This window comes from Yersinia bercovieri ATCC 43970 (assembly GCF_013282745.1).
Lineage (GTDB): Bacteria > Pseudomonadota > Gammaproteobacteria > Enterobacterales > Enterobacteriaceae > Yersinia > Yersinia bercovieri.
Genome location: NZ_CP054044.1, coordinates 3028590 through 3045514 on the forward strand (window position 1 = coordinate 3028590; position 16925 = coordinate 3045514).

Sequence of the window (16925 nt, forward strand, 5' to 3'; positions counted from 1 at the left end):
ATTTAAGAGTGTCGTGACAATATTTTGTTGTGCGGGCGCAAGAAAATCATCAGCAAAAAAGGAAATTCACCATTTTTTCTGAACAGAAAGGCGTATATTAAATTTATGGCACGCTAATAAGATATCAATTAATAAACGCACTGTTATAACAGTGTAAATAAAGAGATAAATTAGATAACTAAATAAGAAATTAAATAACAGAAACAGATAAAGCTGATAGGTGGGGAAATGTACCGCATGGGTCGTAAACGGCGTGAGCCGTCGGAGTGCCCAGCGGTACAGTCGCCCCGCCAGACGCCGAGCGATAAATTGATTTGTTACTAATTTCAGAGCAATTTTTTATATATCGAAATGGTCATGTTATGCGCAAAAGCATAACTGGGAAGGGGGTGACAATCCCCCGCAGCCCCCGCTGCTGTGATGCTGACGAACCCGCTGTTACCACTGATCCATCGGATTGGGAAGGTTGCGGGTGAGAGTGACGCTAAGCCAGAAGACCAGCCAGATCGGTAAAAGATATTCAACTCCTTCGGTGGGAAGCGGGTTGTCATCAGATGCGCGCAGCGGTGACGTTGCGTAGGCGCACCTTTTTGACACTGCATATCCCGCTTGAAATGGCGGGATTTTTTATGCAACGGTCAGGCAAACACGCTTTTATTATCGCGGGCACCGGCAGCGGATGTGGCAAAACCACCATGACGCTGGGTATCCTGCGCGCCTTGATTAATCGCGGATTAGCGGTGCAGCCGTTCAAGGTGGGGCCAGACTACCTCGATACGGGCTGGCATACCGCCGTCAGTGGTGTGACGTCACGCAATCTTGATGCCTTTATGTTGCCCACCGCCACCCTGAATGGGCTGTATAAGCAGCATATGCGCCATGCCGATGTGGCGGTCATTGAGGGCGTCATGGGGTTATATGATGGTTACGGCACTGACCCCGACTATTGCAGCAGTGCCGCAATGGCCAAGCAGCTGGGCTGTCCGGTGATCTTACTGGTGGATGGCAGGGCGGTATCGACCTCAATTGCCGCCACCGTGATGGGCTTCAATCAGTTTGACCCCAATGTGGTGATTGCCGGGGTGATAGTGAACCGCGTCAATTCTGACCATCACTATCAGCTGCTGCGCCACGCCATCGAACACTATTGCGGTATTCCGGTATTGGGGCGTCTGCCGGTGATGGATGATGTGGCGCTACCATCGCGCCATCTAGGACTGATCCCGGCGCAACCGTGCGGCGAGGCGATGCGGGGTAAAAACCGGCCGCCCGATAGCGACCCTCGCTGGCAGCGCCTGGCACAGCAGATTGAGGCAACCCTTGATCTCGACCAGCTATTGGCGCTGACCCACTGCTCAGCACTGCCCGCAGGCACCCCACCTGAATTACCTCCCCAGAGACTGGCCGAGGGCCTGACACTGGCCCTCGCCGAGGATGAAGCCTTCAATTTCTACTATCCCGATAATCTGGATCTGCTTGAGCAGGCCGGGGTGCGCATCCAACGTTTTAGCCCGCTGCATGACCACCAGTTGCCCGCGTGCCAAATGATCTATCTAGGCGGCGGTTATCCAGAGATCCACGCCGCCAAATTGGCTGCCAACACGGCGATGCGCGGGGCGTTACAGCAGGCTCACCGCCAACAGATCCCGCTGTACGGCGAGTGTGGCGGCTTGATGTATCTCGCCGATGGCTTAACCGACCAACAGGGGCAGCGCCATCCGATGGTGGGAATTTTGGCCGGCGAGAGCCGGATGGGAGAACGGCTGGCCCGCTTTGGTTACTGTCAGGCCGAGGCGCGCAGCGACACTTTATTGGCGGCGCAAGGCGAGATCCTGCGGGGCCATGAATTCCACTATTCCGATTTTACCAGCGCACTGACGCCGGTATTTGATAGCAGCAAGTGGCGCGATGGGATGGAAATCCAGCGCTGGCAAAGCGGCTATCAGGTGCAGCGCACCCAAGCCAGTTACCTGCATATCCATTTCGCCCAACGCCCCGGTTTACTGAATGGCTGGCTAAGTGCCGCCCGGAGCCTGCTATGACCCTCGCCGCCTGGTTTGTTGCTTTCTTGCTCGATAACTGGCTCGGCGATCCGCCGCACTGGCCGCATCCGGTGCGCTGGATTGGTAATCTGATCACCTTGCTGCAACGGGCGATCCGTGCCGTTTGCCGTAGCGAACCGGCGCTGAAGTGGGGCGGTGCGGTGCTATGGCTGCTGGTGGTGGGGGTGACCTGGCTGGTGAGCTGGGGCTTTTTATCGCTGATAACGCACATTCACCCCTGGCTCGGCTGGCTGGCGCAGGTGTGGATGATTTACACCCTGCTGGCGGGGCGCTGTCTGAGTGACGCGGCACTGCGGGTATTTGATGCGCTACAACATGGCTCGCTGGCGCAGAGCCGCGAAAAGCTGTCATGGATTGTCGGGCGCGACACCTCGCAACTGGAGAGAGCGCAGATCACCCGTGCGGTGGTGGAGACGGTGGCTGAAAACAGTGTCGACGGTGTGATTGCGCCGCTGTTTTTCCTGATGTTAGGCGGCCCGCCACTGGCGATGGCCTACAAAGCGGTCAATACCCTTGATTCGATGGTCGGCTACAAAACCCCGAAATACCGGGCGATCGGTTATGTGTCGGCACGGATGGATGATCTGGCCAACTGGCTGCCGGCGCGTCTGAGCTGGTTATTGCTCAGTGCGGCGGCGTGGTTGATTCAGGCCGACTATCGGCAGGCGCTGCGCATTGGTTGGCGCGATCGCTATCAACATGCCAGCCCAAACTGCGCGTGGTCAGAAGCCACGGTGGCCGGTGCACTGGGGCTGCGCCTCGGCGGCCCGAATGATTACTTTGGCGAGCGGGTAGAGAAACTCTGGATTGGTGATGAGCGGCGTGAGGTGGCACTTAATGATATTCCGCGCAGCATCCATCTGATGCTAATGGCATCACTGCTAGCTCTTTTACTGTTTGCTCTGATCCACCTGCTGCTGGTCGGCATTTAATAAGGATAACCTGATGAATTATATAAAAAACCCGCAACAGATCGAGCAAAACAGTTTTGTGATTATCGGCGATATTATTGCTGAGCAGCGGCCTGATTATCACTTTGCCAGTGAGATGCACGAAGCGGTGATCAAACGGGTTATCCATACCACGGCCGATTTTGACTGGCTGGATATTCTGCACTTTTCGCCACAGGTGCTGACCCAGATTACAGCGGGAATCCAACGGGGTTGCACTCTCTACACCGACACCACCATGGCGATGTCCGGCATCAATAAGACGCTACTTAAGCAGATGGGCTGTGAATGCCGCTGCTATATCAGTGATCCTCGGGTGGTGGAAAGCGCGCCGCAACAGGGCATCACCCGCTCGATGGCGGCGGTGGATGTGGCGCTGGCAGAAGTGGGGGAGAAACTGTTTGTGTTCGGCAATGCGCCCACGGCGCTGTTCCGCCTGCTGGAGCGGCAAGCGGCTCCGGTGGCGGTGATTGGCGTACCGGTCGGTTTTGTCGGCGCGGCGGAATCCAAAGATGCCTTGGCGGCAAGTGACCTGCCCTGCATCGCGGCACTGGGGCGCAAGGGCGGCAGTAATGTGGCAGCCGCCATCATCAATGCCATCCTCTACCAGTTGCGGGGGGCGCTATGAGTGATATTGCCCTGAGTGACAATCAAGAGCGGCAAAATCAGCCACTGGATAGCATTTGGCATAACGGCAAGGCGTATCGCAAAGGTTACACCACCGGCTCTTGTGCCACTGCGGCGGCGAAAGTGGCGGCGCTAATGGTGTTGCGCCAGCAAGTGATTGATCAGATTTCCATTGTCACCCCATCCGGCATCACCTTGAGTCTGAATGTCGAGCAGCCGCTGATTGAGGGCCAGCAAGCCACGGCGGCGATCCGCAAAGATGGCGGTGATGATGTCGATGCCACCCACGGTATGCTGATTTTCGCCCGCGTGACCCTCACCGAACAGAGTGAAATCACCCTGCGTGGCGGCGAAGGGGTGGGCACAGTCACGCGCAAAGGCATTGGCCTGCCGGTGGGTAGCTGCGCCATTAATCGCACCCCACGCCAGACGATTGAGGCGGCGGTGCGCGAGGTTATCGGCCCATTACGTGGCGCGACAGTTGAAATTTTTGCGCCGGAGGGGGAGGCGCGGGCGAAAAAAACCTACAACGGCCGGCTGGGGATCCTCGGCGGCATCTCCATTATCGGCACCACCGGCATTGTGACGCCGATGTCAGAGGAGAGCTGGAAACGCTCACTGGCGCTGGAGCTGGAGATGAAGCGGGCGGCGGGGGAGGAGCGGGTGATTCTGGTGCCGGGTAACCACGGCGAGCGCTTTGTCCGCGAGCATCTGGGGTTGGATAGCCAGCGGGTGGTCACCATGAGCAACTTTGTCGGCTACATGTTGCAAGAGTGTGTACGGCTGGGTTTTCGCCGCGTGCTGTTAGTGGGGCACCCCGGAAAATTGGTTAAAGTTGCCGCCGGTATCTTCCACACCCATAGCCATATTGCCGATGGACGCATGGAAACACTGGTGGCCAATCTGGCGCTGATGGGCGCGCCCCATCGGCTGTTAGTGGAGGTTAATCAGTGCGATACCACCGAGGCCGCCATGGAGCTGATTGCAGCGCAGGGCTGGCAGGGGGTCTACAGCCGCATTGCTGAACGCATTTGTGAAAGAATCGCCGAGATGATGCGTTTTTCGGTAAATCCACCACAGTGCGACGCCATTTTATTCTCTTTCGATAATCAGGTGCTGGGTAGCAGCCGACCACTGGATGAGATCCTAGAGGCGCTACGATGATTACCGTGGTGGGCATTGGCCCTGGTGATACCAAACATTTAACTCCCAGTGCGCGGCAGGCCATCGATCAGGCCGAGGTGCTGGTGGGCGGCAGACGCCATCTGGCGACCTTCAGCGGTGATGGCCGCGAAACCCGGGTGCTGGATGCTGATCTGCTGGGCCTGCTGGAGTGGCTGGACAGCAATATACAGCGCGCCATTGTGGTGCTGGCCTCCGGTGATCCGCTGCTGTTCGGCATCGGCAAATTGCTGGCGGCGAACTTCAGCGCCGACCAGTTGCATATCGTCCCTGGCATTAGCGCCATCCAATATCTGTGCGCCAGCGTGGCGCTGGATATGAATGACCTGTTCCTCACTAGCAGCCATGGGCGGGAGCCAGATTTTGACTGGATATTCCAGCACGACAAAGTGGCGATGGTGACCGACGCTATTATCGGCCCGCGCGCCATAGCCGATGCGCTGCAACAACGCGGCCTCGTCCGCAGCCTGATTATTGGTGAAAACCTCTCCCAGCCCAATGAACGTATTCACCGCCTGTCGGTGGATCAAGTGGCGGCCCGTTACGACATGAATGTGGTGGTGATCCTCAATGAGAGATGAACTTTTTTTTCGTGGGCAAAGTGTCCCAATGACCAAAGAGGCGGTACGTGCACTGGCACTGGAGCGGCTGGAGCTGACCACTGCCGCTCACCTGATTGATGTCGGCGCGGGAACCGGCAGTGTGGCGCTGGAAGCGGCACTGCGCCGCCCCGATTTACGGGTAACGGCCATTGAGCGCAATCCAGCGGCCCTTGAGCTGATTCATGAAAACCGCCAGCGGCTAGGGTGTCGCAATGTTGAGATCATCGCCGGCGTGGCCCCAATGCCCCTGCCAGATAGCGCCGATGCCATTTTTATTGGTGGCAGCGGCGGCCACTTGACCGCGCTTATCGACTGGGCGCTGATGATGCTCAACCCCGATGGGCGCTTGGTATTGACCTTTATTCTGCTCAACAACCTAAATGATGCATTGAGCCACTTACAGAGCTGCGCGGTTAGCCAGTTGGATTGCGTGCAGTTGCAGCTCGCCAACCTGACGCCTCTGGGCAGCGGACACTATTTTAAACCTAATAATCCTACTTATCTTATTTCCTGCCACAAGGAGGCGCGCAATGTCTGAGCATCCTAATACCGCATCAACATGGGATACGCAAAAAGTCTGGTTTGTCGGGGCCGGGCCGGGTGATAAAGAGCTGATCACGCTAAAAGGCTACCGCTTGCTACAACAGGCGCAGGTGGTTATCTATGCCGGATCGCTGATCAATACCGAGCTGCTGAGCTATTGCTCGCCACAGGCGGAGTGCCACGACAGTGCGGGCCTGAATCTGGCACAGATCATCACTCTAATGGTGGAGGGGGTGCAGGCGGGCAAGTTGGTGGTGCGGCTGCAAACCGGTGACCTCTCGCTGTACGGCTCGATTCGTGAGCAGGGTGAAGTCTTGGCTGAGCATGGCATTGGTTTTGTGTCGGTGCCGGGGGTCAGTGCTTTTCTCGGCGCAGCGGCACAACTGGGCGTGGAGTACACGGTGCCGGAAGTGGCGCAGAGCCTGATTATTACCCGCATCGAGGGGCGCACGCCGATGCCGCCACTGGAGCAGTTGGAAGCCTTCGCTGCGCACCAAACGTCGATGGCTATTTTCCTCTCGGTACAAGAGGTGGGCAGTGTCGCTGAGCGCTTAATCGCCGGAGGCTATCCCGCCACCACCCCGGTCGCGGTGGTGTACAAAGCCACCTGGGCTGAAAGCCGCACGGTGCGCGGCACCCTGACAGATATCGCCGAGTTGGTACGCGCCGCCGCTATCAATAAAACCGCGCTGATTTTGGTGGGGGCCTTTCTGGGGGATGAGTACCACTACTCCAAACTTTATGACGCGGGGTTTAGCCATGAATACCGTCAAGCCTGAATCGATAGCGGTCTTTTGCCTGACCCCCGGCGGGGTGCGGCTGGCGCGGCGCTTACAAACCCACTTACCGCTGAGCTGCTTTACCAGTGACAAGTTGCTGGAGCCGGGCTTCTTGCCGTTCAATGGCAGTTTTGGCGAGACAATGCGCGAGGCGTTTAAGCAGTACTCGGCGCTGGTGGTGGTCGGGGCCATTGGCCTGACGGTGCGGGTCATTGCGCCATTGGTGAATGACAAAATGACCGATCCTGCGGTAGTGGTGATTGATGAGCGCGGGCAGCACGTCATCAGCTTGCTATCGGGCCACGTCGGCGGCGCGAACACGCTAACCCGCTATCTGGCGGGCATTTTGGGGGCAGACCCGGTGATTACCACCGCCACTGACGTCAACCAAATGGCGGCGCTGGACACCCTCGCAAACCAGCTGGATGCCGAAATGCAGGATTTCCGCCACGCGGTCAAAGTGGTCAATCAAATGCTGGTTAGCAACCAAAAAGTGGGGCTGTGGTGGGATACACCGCTGCTGGCCGAACGGACGCGCTGCGACACCCGAGGTTTTCTCCCCGTTGATTCGCTGGACGATTTACCGCCACTGGACGCCCTGGTGTGCATCACCCTGCGCGACAGCCTGCCGCTATCTGCTGGGCAACAGCTCTCTTTGCCGGTCTACAAACTGGTGCCGCGCCGCGTGGTGGCGGGGATCGGTTGCCGCCGTGCTACCTCGCTGCAAACGCTGGTGGAGCTGCTGCAACAGCAAATGGCAGAAAATCACTTTGATCTCATGGCGCTACGGGCCATTGGCAGTGTCACCATCAAAAAAGATGAACCGGCGCTCCATCAGCTCGCGCAGTGCTGGCGCGTGCCATTCGAACTGTTCAGCGTCGGCGAACTGAGCCGCCATGAACAACGTTTCCCTGCTTCTGAATTTGTCCGCCAAACGGTGGGTGTCGGCAGCGTCTCACAACCGGTCGCCTGGCTAATGAGCGACGGTAAATTAGTTGGCAATACTCTGCGTCAGCAGGGCGTCACCATCACTCTGGGAGTATCGCATTAATGTTAACCGTGATTGGCATCGGGCCGGGCAGTGAATCGATGATGACGCAGGAGGCCATTGCGGCTATCCAGGACGCTGAAATTATCGTCGGCTATAAAACCTACACCCATCTGGTCAAGTCGATGACCATGGATAAGCAGGTGATCAAAACCGGCATGTGCAAAGAGATTGAGCGCTGTCAGGCGGCTATCGATCTGGCGCTAGCGGGCCATAAGGTGGCACTGATCAGCAGCGGCGATGCCGGTATTTATGGTATGGCGGGGCTGGTGCTGGAGTTGGTCACGCAGCAGCAGTTGGTGCTGGAAGTGCGGCTGGTGGCGGGGATCACCGCCAGTATCGCGGCGGCTTCACTGCTTGGCGCGCCGCTGATGCATGACTTCTGTCATATCAGCCTGAGTGATTTGATGACCCCGTGGGCAGTGATTGAAAAACGCATTATCGCTGCCGCGCAGGCCGATTTTGTGATCTGTTTCTACAATCCCCGCAGCCGTGGTCGTGAAGGGCATTTGGCGCGCACGTTTGAGTTAATGCAGCCGTGGAAAAAAGCGACCACGCCGGTGGGGGTGGTGAAAGCGGCCGGGCGTAAAAAGCAGGAGAAATGGCTAACCACCTTGGGTGAGATGGATTTTGAGCCGGTGGATATGACCAGTCTGGTGATTGTTGGTAATCAGGCCACCTACTGTCGCAACGGGATGATGATCACCCCTAGGGGCTACTCATTATGAGCGGGCATTCACTGTGATAGGCCATTGGTTATGACGAGCAGCCACCCAGCGATCCACCTGTTTGGCGGCACCAGTGATGCACGGCTGATTTGCCAATTGCTTGATGGCGCAGGCGAGCGCTATAGCCTGTCGGTCGCCACTGATGCGGGCAGGCAGCTGGCGGGTGATATTCGCGGCGAAGTGTTGGTCGGGCGCATGGATGCGGCGGCGATGGCCGATTTTCTGACCGCCCGCGCGGTGCGCTGGGTGATTGATGCCTCACACCCTTATGCCGAGCTGCTCAGTGACAATGTGGTCGCCGCCTGCGCGCAGTCGAATGTGCCGATGACTCGCTATCAGCGCCCGAGTGAAATTGACGCGATCAATCATCCACTGCTGCACAAAGTCGATAGCTTAAGCGCGGCCTGTGCCGTGGCCCAGACGCTGGGGCCACGGGTGCTGCTCACCACCGGCAGCAAACAGCTGGCGGAGTATCAGCGCCGGTTGACAGGTAAAACAGTGTTGGCGCGTGTGCTGCCCACCGCCGAGGTGCTGAGTCAGTGCGAAGCGCTGGGGCTGGGGGTGGACAATATTATCGCGCTGCGCGGGCCATTTAGTGCGCAGTTCAATCAGGCGCTGTATCAGTTTTGCCAGCCGGATGTGGTCATCACCAAAGAGTCCGGTGTGCAGGGGGGCTATCAGGAGAAAGTGGCCCCCTGTCTGGCGCTGAATATCCCCTGCATTGTAGTGTGCCGCCCGCCCGCCGTGCACTTGGGCCATATTGGGCAGCAAGTGACTTCATTAGATGAATTGACCCAACATCTGACCCACTGGCAGCAACAACGAGGAGAATAAAATGAAAAAAGCACTGTTGGTGATCAGTTTTGGCACCAGTTACGAACAGACCCGCCAGAAGAATATTGATACCTGCGAGCAGCAGTTGGCGGCGGCTTACAGCGACCGCGATATTTTCCGCGCCTTTACCTCGGAGATGATTATTCGCAAATTGCGTAAGCGCGATGGCCTGCTGATCAATAACCCGCGTGAAGCCCTGAAACAGCTGGCCGAGTTGGGCTATCAGGATGTCGCCATCCAATCACTGCATGTGATCAACGGCGATGAATATGAAAAAGTCGCCAATGAAGTTCGCGCCTTCAGCGACCTTTTCCACCATCTGGTGCTGGGCACGCCGCTGCTGAGCAGCTTTGCCGATTACCAACAGTTGCTGGTTGCGCTGCGAGCGCAGATGCCACCACTGGCGGCGGATGAACGGGTGGTGTTTATGGGCCACGGTGCCAGCCATTTCGCCTTCTCCGCTTATGCCTGCCTTGACCACTTAATGGCCTCGCTGAACTTCCCCGCGCTGGTCGGCGCGGTGGAGAGCTACCCGGAGATCAGCCATATCATTAGCCGCCTACAGCAGCAGGGGGTGCGCAAAGTGCACTTGATGCCACTGATGCTGGTAGCAGGGGATCACGCCATCAACGACATGGCCTCTGACGAACCGGACTCATGGCGCTCACAATTGGAAGCGGCCGGTATCAGCGCTCAATCATGGCTGCAAGGATTAGGTGAAAACCCCTTGATTCGCCAAATGTTTGTGGAACATCTAGACCACGCCCTACAACAAAAACAGCAGGAGGCAGCGTAATGAGCGGCAGACTTTATGCCTTAGGTGTCGGCCCCGGTGCCAGTGATTTGATCACGGTGCGAGCCGCACGACTGGTCGCTAAACTCGATGTGCTCTATGCCCCGGCAGGGCGCAAAGGTGGTGATAGCCTGGCACTCTCTATCGTGCGCGAATATTTGTCACCCACCACTGAAATTCGTACCTGCCACTTCCCGATGAGTGCCGATGATAGTGAAAAGCAGGCGGTCTGGGATGAGGTGGCGCAGCAGTTGCAAACCGAGGTCGCCAATGGGCGTCAGGTCGGCTTTATCACCCTCGGCGACTCGATGCTATTTAGCACCTGGGTATTTTTGCTAGAACGCATTGGTCGCCCTGATTGGTTGGAGATTGTTCCGGGCGTGACCTCTTTCGCCGCCATTGCATCCCGCGCGGCCTTGCCGTTGGCGATGGATCAACAGTCGCTGGCGATTATCTCTTGTACCGCGCCGGAAGCGGAGCTGGAGCGGGCATTGCGCGATCACGATTGCGTGGTATTGATGAAAGTTTATGGCCGCTTCGCCCGCATTCAGGCGCTGTTGGCCCGCCTGGAACTCTTCCCCCATGCGCTGCTGATGGCGGAAGCCTCACTACCGGGGGAGCTGTGTTGGCGTCAGTTGGATAGTATTGCCGCTGACCAGCCATTGCCCTATTTCTCGACCATTTTAGTGAATAAGCAGCAACGAGTTAATGGATAACCGCTAGCTAATAAATATCCGATAGTTAAGTTTTTTAACCGATATCCAAAGTGATTGGAGCAACTAATGGAAATGGAAAAAGAGTTAAAGAAACTTTCGTATAGCGGAGTTGCGATGGCAATTCTGTTAACACTGGCCCCGAATGATGTTTTTGCGATGCACATTATGGAAGGTTTTTTGCCGCCGATGTGGGCACTGGCCTGGTGGGTGCTGTTCCTGCCGTGCCTGTTTATGGGGCTGGTGCGCTTAAAGCAGATTGTGGCTGAAGACAGTAATCAAAAAGTGTTACTGGCACTGTGTGGTGCCTTTATTTTCGTGCTCTCCGCGCTGAAAATTCCGTCGGTGACCGGCAGTTGCTCGCACCCCACGGGTGTTGGGCTGGCGGTGATTCTGTTCGGGCCTGTGGTGGTGGCGGTATTAGGGGCGATTGTGCTGCTATTTCAGGCGCTGCTATTGGCACACGGCGGGTTGACCACCTTGGGCGCGAATGGCATGTCGATGGCGGTGATTGGGCCGGTCGTGGGTTATCTGGTCTGGAAACTGGCCTGTAAAGCGGGGTTACGCCGTGATGTTGGGGTGTTCCTGTGCGCCATGCTCGCCGACTTAACCACCTATTTTGTCACCTCGGTTCAGCTCGGATTGGCCTTCCCAGACCCGCAATTTGGTGTCAGCGGCTCGATTATCAAATTTATGGGGGTGTTCTGCATTACCCAGATCCCGATAGCCATTGCGGAAGGTTTGCTGACAGTGATGATTTACGACCAATTAACCAAACGCCAGTTAATCCACTCGGAGGCTCATTAACATGAAAAAGACCCTTATCCTGCTGGCGATGGTGATAGCACTGGTGATCTTGCCGTTTTTTATCAATCACGGCGGCGAATATGGCGGCTCGGATGGCGAGGCTGAAGCTTTAATTCAGGTCACCGCACCACACTATCAGCCGTGGTTCACGCCGCTATATGAACCGGCCAGCGGCGAAATCGAAAGCTTACTCTTTACCCTGCAAGGCTCCATGGGTGCGGCGGTGATCTTCTATATCTTGGGCTACTACCGGGGGAAACGCGGTGAGCATGCTGGGGATTGATAAGCTGAGCTATCAGAGCCGCTGGCGACAGACTGACCCGATGGGAAAACTGCTGCTATATGGGGTATTCCTGCTGCTCGCCATGCTCAGCCCGCCGATGTATCAGGCGCTGCTGCTGCTGTTTATCGCCGCGCTGACCTGCTATTTGCTGCGGGTTGGCCCGCGCCGCTATCTGCGCTGGCTGGCGATCCCGCTCTCTTTTTTGTTGCTGGGGCTGGTGACCATTGTGCTATCGCTGGCCCGTCAACCGGAGAGCTTGTGGTGGGGGGTGCAAATGGGCAACTGGTGGTTCGGCATCGATAAAATCGGCCTTGCCACCGCCAATCAAACATTGTGGCGTAGTCTGGCGGCACTGGCGGCCACCTTCTGGTTTGTGCTCAACACACCATTTCCGCAGCTGATTCAACTATTGAAACGCTGCCATGCCCCCCGTCTGCTTACCGAGCAGATCCTGCTGACATGGCGCTTTATCTTTATTTTGATCGAGGAGGCGGCGGCGATTCATCAGGCGCAGTCACTGAGATTTGGCTATATCTCATTGCCCACGGGTTACCGCTCGCTGGCAATGCTGGTTGGTATGCTATTTACCCGCGTGATGATTCGCTATCAGCAGATGGTCATCTCGCTGGATATGAAACTCTATCAGGGTGATTTTCACCTGTAAGGCAGGATGTGATGTTAGCCACCCGGCAGTTATGTTTCAGCTATCAGGATGAGCAGGTGCTGCATGATCTGACACTGGATTTCAGCCAACACGCGGTTACCGGTGTCTTGGGGGCCAATGGTTGCGGCAAATCCACGCTATTTATGAATTTGACCGGCATTCTGCAACCGCAGCAGGGGGCGGTGTTGTGGCAAGATGAGCCGCTTAGCTACAAAAAAGCTTCGTTACGGGCACTACGCCAGCGGGTAACCACGGTGTTTCAAGACCCGGAACAGCAGATCTTTTATACCGATATCGACAGTGATATTGCTTTCAGCTTGCGCAATCTGGGGATGCCAGAGGCGATTATTGCCGAGCGGGTTGATCGGGCGCTGACTTTGGTGGATGCGCAGGGGTTTCGCCATAAATCGATCCAGCACCTGAGCCACGGGCAGAAAAAACGGGTGGCGATTGCCGGGGCGCTGGTGATGGAGGCGGAGTATCTGCTGCTGGATGAACCGACAGCGGGACTCGATCCTGCGGGCCGCCAACATATGATTACCCTTATTGAGCGCATTGTGGCGGAAGGAAAACGGGTTATTCTATCCAGCCATGATATCGACCTGATTTATAAGGTTTGTGACTACCTGTATGTCCTATCTCATGGGCACCTGATGATGGCTGGTGAAACCACCGAGGTGTTCCTGCAACAGGAAAAACTGCAAGCCGCCGGACTGGTTCAGCCGTGGCTGGTGAAAATGCACACTGAGCTAGGGTTGCCGCTGTGCAAAACCGAAGAACAACTTTTTGCGTTGATGCGTCAGCGTGAAGCGGAGGAAGCGCGATGAGTTTATCGATCATGGTGCAAGGCACGGCATCTGACGTCGGCAAAAGTGTGTTAGTGGCGGGGCTATGCCGCATTTTTATGCAGGATGGGTATCGTTGCGCCCCCTTCAAATCGCAAAATATGGCGCTGAATTCGGGTATTACGCCGCAAGGCGAGGAGATGGGGCGGGCGCAGATTTTTCAGGCCGAAGCGGCGGGTATCGTCCCTGATGTGCGCATGAATCCGGTGCTGCTAAAACCCACTAGTGACCGCAAGGCGCAGGTGGTGTTGATGGGCAAAGTGGCCTGCAATATGGATGCGGTGGAGTATCACCAGTACAAGCCGCAGTTGCAGCAGCAGATCAGTGAGGTCTACCACAGTCTGGCCGCTGAATATGAGGTGATGGTGCTAGAGGGGGCCGGCAGCCCTGCGGAGATTAATCTGCGCGACCGCGATATCGTCAATATGGGCATGGCAATAATGGCGGATGCGCCGGTTTTATTGGTGGCTGATATTGATCGCGGCGGTGTATTCGCCTCTATTTATGGCACGCTGGCGTTGCTACACCCGGATGAAAAAGCGCGGGTTAAAGGGGTGATCATCAATAAGTTTCGCGGGGATATCGCGCTGCTTAAACCCGGCTTAGAACAGATTGAAGCCCTGACGGATGTCCCTGTTTTGGGGGTGATGCCGTGGCTGGATATTGATTTGGAAGATGAAGATGGTGTGGCGCTGCAAAATGGCAAATATGATGATGCGACAGAACAGGCGCTAGATATCGCGGTAATTCGCCTGCCACACATTGCCAACTTTACCGATTTTAATGCCCTGGCTGCGCAGCCAGATGTGCGCTTGCGCTATGTTGCGCAGATCTCCGCGTTGGGTCAACCGGACTTGATTATCCTGCCCGGCAGCAAAAATACGCTAGGTGATTTGCAGTGGCTGCATCATAGCGGGCTGGCGGCGGCACTGCTGGCGCAGCATCAGCGGCAACTACCGCTGATCGGGATCTGCGGCGGCTATCAGATGTTGGGTAAGCGCATTGTCGATGGGGTGGAGTCGGGCCTTGAGCAGATGGAGGGCCTCGGTTTGCTAGACGTAGAGACCCAATTTGCGCCGGATAAAGTCACCACACGGGTCAGCGGCCACTGTTTGGCGGCCCTGCCGGGGATGCTGGCAAGCTGCGCGGAGCACCCACTGGAGGGCTATGAGATCCATATGGGAGTTTCCCAATTGGGGGCTGATGCTACCCCTTTTGCCCGCCTAACACTGCGTAACGGGCAAGCGGAGCAGTGGGTCGATGGGGCGGTGAACAGTGATGGCAATGTGCTGGGCAGCTATATTCATGGCCTGTTCGACAGCCACCACTTTACCCGCGCCCTGCTAGATAAGTTGCGGCAACGTAAAGGGCTGGCGGCGTTTGACGGTGTGAGTGTCAATTATGCGGAGCATAAGCAGCAACAGTTTGATATTTTGGCGGCACACATGCGCCAGCATATTGATATAGAACGTATTTATCAGCTAATGGCCGCACATCAACAGGAGAGCACACAGTGATTTTGATTACCGGCGGTGCGCGTAGCGGCAAGAGTTCGCTGGCTGAACGGCTGGCGGCACAGGCGTGCGATCGGGTGTTTTATATCGCCACCTCGGTGGTGACTGACACCGAAATGGCCGAGCGGGTTGCGCTCCACCGTGCCACCCGCCCGGCACACTGGCGCACTTGGGAGGGGTATCGGGATCTCGCCGCGGTACTGGAGCAGCAAGTGGCTGGGGGTGAGGCGGTGGTGCTGGAGTGCATCACCACGCTCATCACCAATCTGCTGTTTGAGCAGGCGGGCGACACGCCACCTGAACAGATGGATTTTACCCAGTTGGAGGTGGGGGTCCAGCAACAGATTACCGATCTGCTGGCCGCCTGCGCTCGCAGTTCAGCGCCAATCTATCTGGTCACCAATGAGCTGGGCATGGGGATCGTGCCGGAAAACCGCCTCGCGCGGCATTTTCGCGATATCGCGGGGCGGGTCAATCAACGGCTGGCGGCAGCGGCTGACGAGGTGTTTTTAGTGATTTCTGGTATTGAGGTCAAAATTAAATGAGCCTGCGGCTATTTCTCGCCACCTTGCAGTTTATGACCCGCATTCCGGTGCCTGAGCGCTGGACACAAGGGCTGGCGATGGATCAATACGAACGCGGTATTGTCGGCTTCCCACTGATTGGCTTGATTGTTGGGGGGATCGGTGGCGTGCTCTTTACCTTGCTGGCCCCTTGGTGCGGTGTGCCCTTGGCGGCACTGGGCTATGTGCTGGCTCTGGCACTGATCACCGGCGCTTTTCATCTCGATGGGCTGGCAGATACCTGTGATGGGGTGTTTTCCGCCCGCAAGCGCGAGCAGATGCTGGAGATCATGCGCGACAGTCGCCTCGGCACCAATGGCGGGTTGGCGCTGATCTTTATGGTGGTGGCAAAAGTGCTGGTGGTGAGCGAACTGGCGCTGCGCGATGTGTCGATGCTTGCTATGCTGACCGCCGCTTCGGTCGCGGGTCGCACGGTAATTGTGCTGCTGATGTACCGCCAGCGCTATGCCCGCGCAGGTAATGGGCTGGGCAACATATACATTGGTAAAGTCACTGGCAGACAAACGGCCATCACCTTAGCAGGCGGCGTGATATTGACGCTATTGCTCGGCAAAGGGGCGGCGGTGCTGGCGCTGGTGATCACCATGGCGGTGGTATGGCTGCTGGCGACCTATCTGCGCAGCCGCCTGGGCGGGCAGACCGGTGATACCCTGGGGGCCGCGGCCGAGATGGGCGAACTCCTGTTTTTGCTGGCGCTGCTGTGATATCACAACCCCCTGAACACTCTCAATAGTGGGCCATTCTATGCGACTCTTTCTGGTACGCCACGGGCAAACCGAGGCCAATTTGCGCGGTGTTTTTTGCGGCATGACCGATTTGCCGCTGACCTCACCGGGCGTGGAGCAGGCCGGACAGGTCGCCGCGTGGCTGGCAGATGTTGATTTTACCCACGCGGTGAGCAGTCAATTACTACGCGCGCGCCATACCGCCGATATCGTGCTGGCGGGGCAGGACATTAACGCCACTATCGACGAGCAATTGAATGAGATGAATTTTGGTGATTGGGAAATGCGCCATCACCATGATTTACAACGTGAAGATCCCGATGCATGGGCGGCATGGGTGGCCGATTGGCAACAGGCCAGCCCCACCGCTGGGGAGTCTTTTCCGCAGTTTTTGGCCCGCATCGAAGGGGCCGTTGTGCAACTCAAATCAGTGCAAAATAACGACAATAATCGGCTACTGGTCGCCCATCAGGGGGTGTTAAGCCTGATGTTGGCCCGCCTGCTGGCAATGCCCGCAGCGGCCATGTGGCACTTTCATTTTGAGCAGGGGGCATACAGCGTGTTGGAGATCCATGACGGGTTTGTCACGCTGCGTGCATTTAACAGTCGGGCTGCCTGGCAGCCTGCGACACGAGGTTAAA

At 56.9% G+C, this 16925-nt stretch carries 20 protein-coding genes and 1 riboswitch; all 20 genes read left to right on the plus strand.

Features of this window, described 5'->3' with window-relative positions:
* Positions 1-335 precede the first annotated feature (335 nt).
* Positions 336-520: riboswitch (cobalamin riboswitch) on the plus strand.
* Between the two features lie 109 nt (positions 521-629).
* Entirely contained in the window at positions 630-2042 is a 1413-nt protein-coding gene (locus HRK25_RS13640) for a cobyrinic acid a,c-diamide synthase CobB (protein WP_032897990.1), read from the plus strand.
* Positions 2039-2995, plus strand: a complete 957-nt coding sequence (cbiB, locus tag HRK25_RS13645) for an adenosylcobinamide-phosphate synthase CbiB (RefSeq protein WP_032897968.1) — start codon at positions 2039-2041, stop codon at positions 2993-2995. Before HRK25_RS13640 ends, cbiB begins: the two co-directional genes overlap by 4 nt.
* A 13-nt stretch (positions 2996-3008) precedes the next feature.
* The gene (locus tag HRK25_RS13650; RefSeq protein ID WP_005274601.1) at positions 3009-3641 is read left to right on the plus strand and encodes a cobalt-precorrin-8 methylmutase; all 633 of its coding nucleotides are present in this window, start codon (positions 3009-3011) and stop codon (positions 3639-3641) included.
* Complete coding sequence (gene cbiD, locus HRK25_RS13655; protein ID WP_032897967.1) at positions 3638-4804, plus strand: cobalt-precorrin-5B (C(1))-methyltransferase CbiD; 1167 nt, start codon at positions 3638-3640, stop codon at positions 4802-4804. Before HRK25_RS13650 ends, cbiD begins: the two co-directional genes overlap by 4 nt.
* Complete coding sequence (locus HRK25_RS13660) at positions 4801-5403, plus strand: cobalt-precorrin-7 (C(5))-methyltransferase (RefSeq protein WP_032897966.1); 603 nt, start codon at positions 4801-4803, stop codon at positions 5401-5403. The genes cbiD and HRK25_RS13660 overlap by 4 nt, the downstream gene beginning before the upstream one ends.
* Entirely contained in the window at positions 5393-5962 is a 570-nt protein-coding gene (locus HRK25_RS13665; RefSeq protein ID WP_032897965.1) for a decarboxylating cobalt-precorrin-6B (C(15))-methyltransferase, read from the plus strand. Before HRK25_RS13660 ends, HRK25_RS13665 begins: the two co-directional genes overlap by 11 nt.
* Positions 5955-6746 (plus strand): cobalt-precorrin-4 methyltransferase, encoded by a 792-nt coding sequence (locus HRK25_RS13670; protein WP_032897964.1) that lies wholly within the window; start codon positions 5955-5957, stop codon positions 6744-6746. The genes HRK25_RS13665 and HRK25_RS13670 overlap by 8 nt, the downstream gene beginning before the upstream one ends.
* Positions 6727-7797: a cobalt-precorrin 5A hydrolase gene (cbiG, locus tag HRK25_RS13675; protein WP_032897963.1), complete on the plus strand. Its 1071-nt coding sequence runs from the start codon at positions 6727-6729 to the stop codon at positions 7795-7797. Before HRK25_RS13670 ends, cbiG begins: the two co-directional genes overlap by 20 nt.
* Complete coding sequence (locus HRK25_RS13680; protein WP_032897962.1) at positions 7797-8522, plus strand: precorrin-3B C(17)-methyltransferase; 726 nt, start codon at positions 7797-7799, stop codon at positions 8520-8522. The genes cbiG and HRK25_RS13680 overlap by 1 nt, the downstream gene beginning before the upstream one ends.
* A 30-nt stretch (positions 8523-8552) precedes the next feature.
* On the plus strand, positions 8553-9356 hold the full coding sequence (locus HRK25_RS13685) for a cobalt-precorrin-6A reductase (protein ID WP_005274587.1): 804 nt from the start codon (positions 8553-8555) through the stop codon (positions 9354-9356).
* 1 nt (position 9357) lies between these two features.
* Positions 9358-10152, plus strand: coding sequence for a sirohydrochlorin cobaltochelatase (cbiK, locus tag HRK25_RS13690; RefSeq protein WP_005274584.1), 795 nt, complete (start codon positions 9358-9360; stop codon positions 10150-10152).
* Positions 10152-10865, plus strand: coding sequence for a cobalt-factor II C(20)-methyltransferase (locus tag HRK25_RS13695; protein WP_032897961.1), 714 nt, complete (start codon positions 10152-10154; stop codon positions 10863-10865). The genes cbiK and HRK25_RS13695 overlap by 1 nt, the downstream gene beginning before the upstream one ends.
* A 66-nt stretch (positions 10866-10931) precedes the next feature.
* The gene (gene cbiM, locus HRK25_RS13700; RefSeq protein WP_005274581.1) at positions 10932-11669 is read left to right on the plus strand and encodes a cobalt ECF transporter S component CbiM; all 738 of its coding nucleotides are present in this window, start codon (positions 10932-10934) and stop codon (positions 11667-11669) included.
* Between the two features lies 1 nt (position 11670).
* Positions 11671-11952 carry an energy-coupling factor ABC transporter substrate-binding protein gene (locus HRK25_RS13705; RefSeq protein WP_005274578.1) on the plus strand — a complete coding sequence of 94 codons (282 nt, stop codon included), beginning with the start codon at positions 11671-11673 and terminating at the stop codon, positions 11950-11952.
* The gene (locus HRK25_RS13710) at positions 11939-12616 is read left to right on the plus strand and encodes an energy-coupling factor ABC transporter transmembrane protein (RefSeq protein ID WP_032897960.1); all 678 of its coding nucleotides are present in this window, start codon (positions 11939-11941) and stop codon (positions 12614-12616) included. The genes HRK25_RS13705 and HRK25_RS13710 overlap by 14 nt, the downstream gene beginning before the upstream one ends.
* A gap of 11 nt (positions 12617-12627) precedes the next feature.
* Positions 12628-13443: an ATP-binding cassette domain-containing protein gene (locus tag HRK25_RS13715; protein ID WP_005274572.1), complete on the plus strand. Its 816-nt coding sequence runs from the start codon at positions 12628-12630 to the stop codon at positions 13441-13443.
* On the plus strand, positions 13440-14978 hold the full coding sequence (locus HRK25_RS13720; RefSeq protein ID WP_032897959.1) for a cobyric acid synthase: 1539 nt from the start codon (positions 13440-13442) through the stop codon (positions 14976-14978). Before HRK25_RS13715 ends, HRK25_RS13720 begins: the two co-directional genes overlap by 4 nt.
* Positions 14975-15520: a bifunctional adenosylcobinamide kinase/adenosylcobinamide-phosphate guanylyltransferase gene (gene cobU, locus HRK25_RS13725; protein WP_032897958.1), complete on the plus strand. Its 546-nt coding sequence runs from the start codon at positions 14975-14977 to the stop codon at positions 15518-15520. The genes HRK25_RS13720 and cobU overlap by 4 nt, the downstream gene beginning before the upstream one ends.
* Positions 15517-16263, plus strand: a complete 747-nt coding sequence (gene cobS / locus HRK25_RS13730) for an adenosylcobinamide-GDP ribazoletransferase (protein WP_032897957.1) — start codon at positions 15517-15519, stop codon at positions 16261-16263. Before cobU ends, cobS begins: the two co-directional genes overlap by 4 nt.
* Positions 16264-16303: 40 nt before the next feature.
* Positions 16304-16924, plus strand: coding sequence for an adenosylcobalamin/alpha-ribazole phosphatase (locus HRK25_RS13735; RefSeq protein ID WP_005274561.1), 621 nt, complete (start codon positions 16304-16306; stop codon positions 16922-16924).
* The last annotated feature ends 1 nt before the right edge of the window (position 16925 follow it).

Bases quoted from the DNA above. Each gene is read 5' to 3' on its own strand.
- HRK25_RS13640 (WP_032897990.1), top strand. From the start codon at position 630: ATGCAACGGTCAGGCAAACACGCTTTTATTATCGCGGGCACCGGCAGC.
- cbiB (WP_032897968.1), top strand. From the start codon at position 2,039: ATGACCCTCGCCGCCTGGTTTGTTGCTTTCTTGCTCGATAACTGGCTC.
- HRK25_RS13650 (WP_005274601.1), top strand. From the start codon at position 3,009: ATGAATTATATAAAAAACCCGCAACAGATCGAGCAAAACAGTTTTGTG.
- cbiD (WP_032897967.1), top strand. From the start codon at position 3,638: ATGAGTGATATTGCCCTGAGTGACAATCAAGAGCGGCAAAATCAGCCA.
- HRK25_RS13660 (WP_032897966.1), top strand. From the start codon at position 4,801: ATGATTACCGTGGTGGGCATTGGCCCTGGTGATACCAAACATTTAACT.
- HRK25_RS13665 (WP_032897965.1), top strand. From the start codon at position 5,393: ATGAGAGATGAACTTTTTTTTCGTGGGCAAAGTGTCCCAATGACCAAA.
- HRK25_RS13670 (WP_032897964.1), top strand. From the start codon at position 5,955: ATGTCTGAGCATCCTAATACCGCATCAACATGGGATACGCAAAAAGTC.
- cbiG (WP_032897963.1), top strand. From the start codon at position 6,727: ATGAATACCGTCAAGCCTGAATCGATAGCGGTCTTTTGCCTGACCCCC.
- HRK25_RS13680 (WP_032897962.1), top strand. From the start codon at position 7,797: ATGTTAACCGTGATTGGCATCGGGCCGGGCAGTGAATCGATGATGACG.
- HRK25_RS13685 (WP_005274587.1), top strand. From the start codon at position 8,553: ATGACGAGCAGCCACCCAGCGATCCACCTGTTTGGCGGCACCAGTGAT.
- cbiK (WP_005274584.1), top strand. From the start codon at position 9,358: ATGAAAAAAGCACTGTTGGTGATCAGTTTTGGCACCAGTTACGAACAG.
- HRK25_RS13695 (WP_032897961.1), top strand. From the start codon at position 10,152: ATGAGCGGCAGACTTTATGCCTTAGGTGTCGGCCCCGGTGCCAGTGAT.
- cbiM (WP_005274581.1), top strand. From the start codon at position 10,932: ATGGAAATGGAAAAAGAGTTAAAGAAACTTTCGTATAGCGGAGTTGCG.
- HRK25_RS13705 (WP_005274578.1), top strand. From the start codon at position 11,671: ATGAAAAAGACCCTTATCCTGCTGGCGATGGTGATAGCACTGGTGATC.
- HRK25_RS13710 (WP_032897960.1), top strand. From the start codon at position 11,939: ATGCTGGGGATTGATAAGCTGAGCTATCAGAGCCGCTGGCGACAGACT.
- HRK25_RS13715 (WP_005274572.1), top strand. From the start codon at position 12,628: ATGTTAGCCACCCGGCAGTTATGTTTCAGCTATCAGGATGAGCAGGTG.
- HRK25_RS13720 (WP_032897959.1), top strand. From the start codon at position 13,440: ATGAGTTTATCGATCATGGTGCAAGGCACGGCATCTGACGTCGGCAAA.
- cobS (WP_032897957.1), top strand. From the start codon at position 15,517: ATGAGCCTGCGGCTATTTCTCGCCACCTTGCAGTTTATGACCCGCATT.
- HRK25_RS13735 (WP_005274561.1), top strand. From the start codon at position 16,304: ATGCGACTCTTTCTGGTACGCCACGGGCAAACCGAGGCCAATTTGCGC.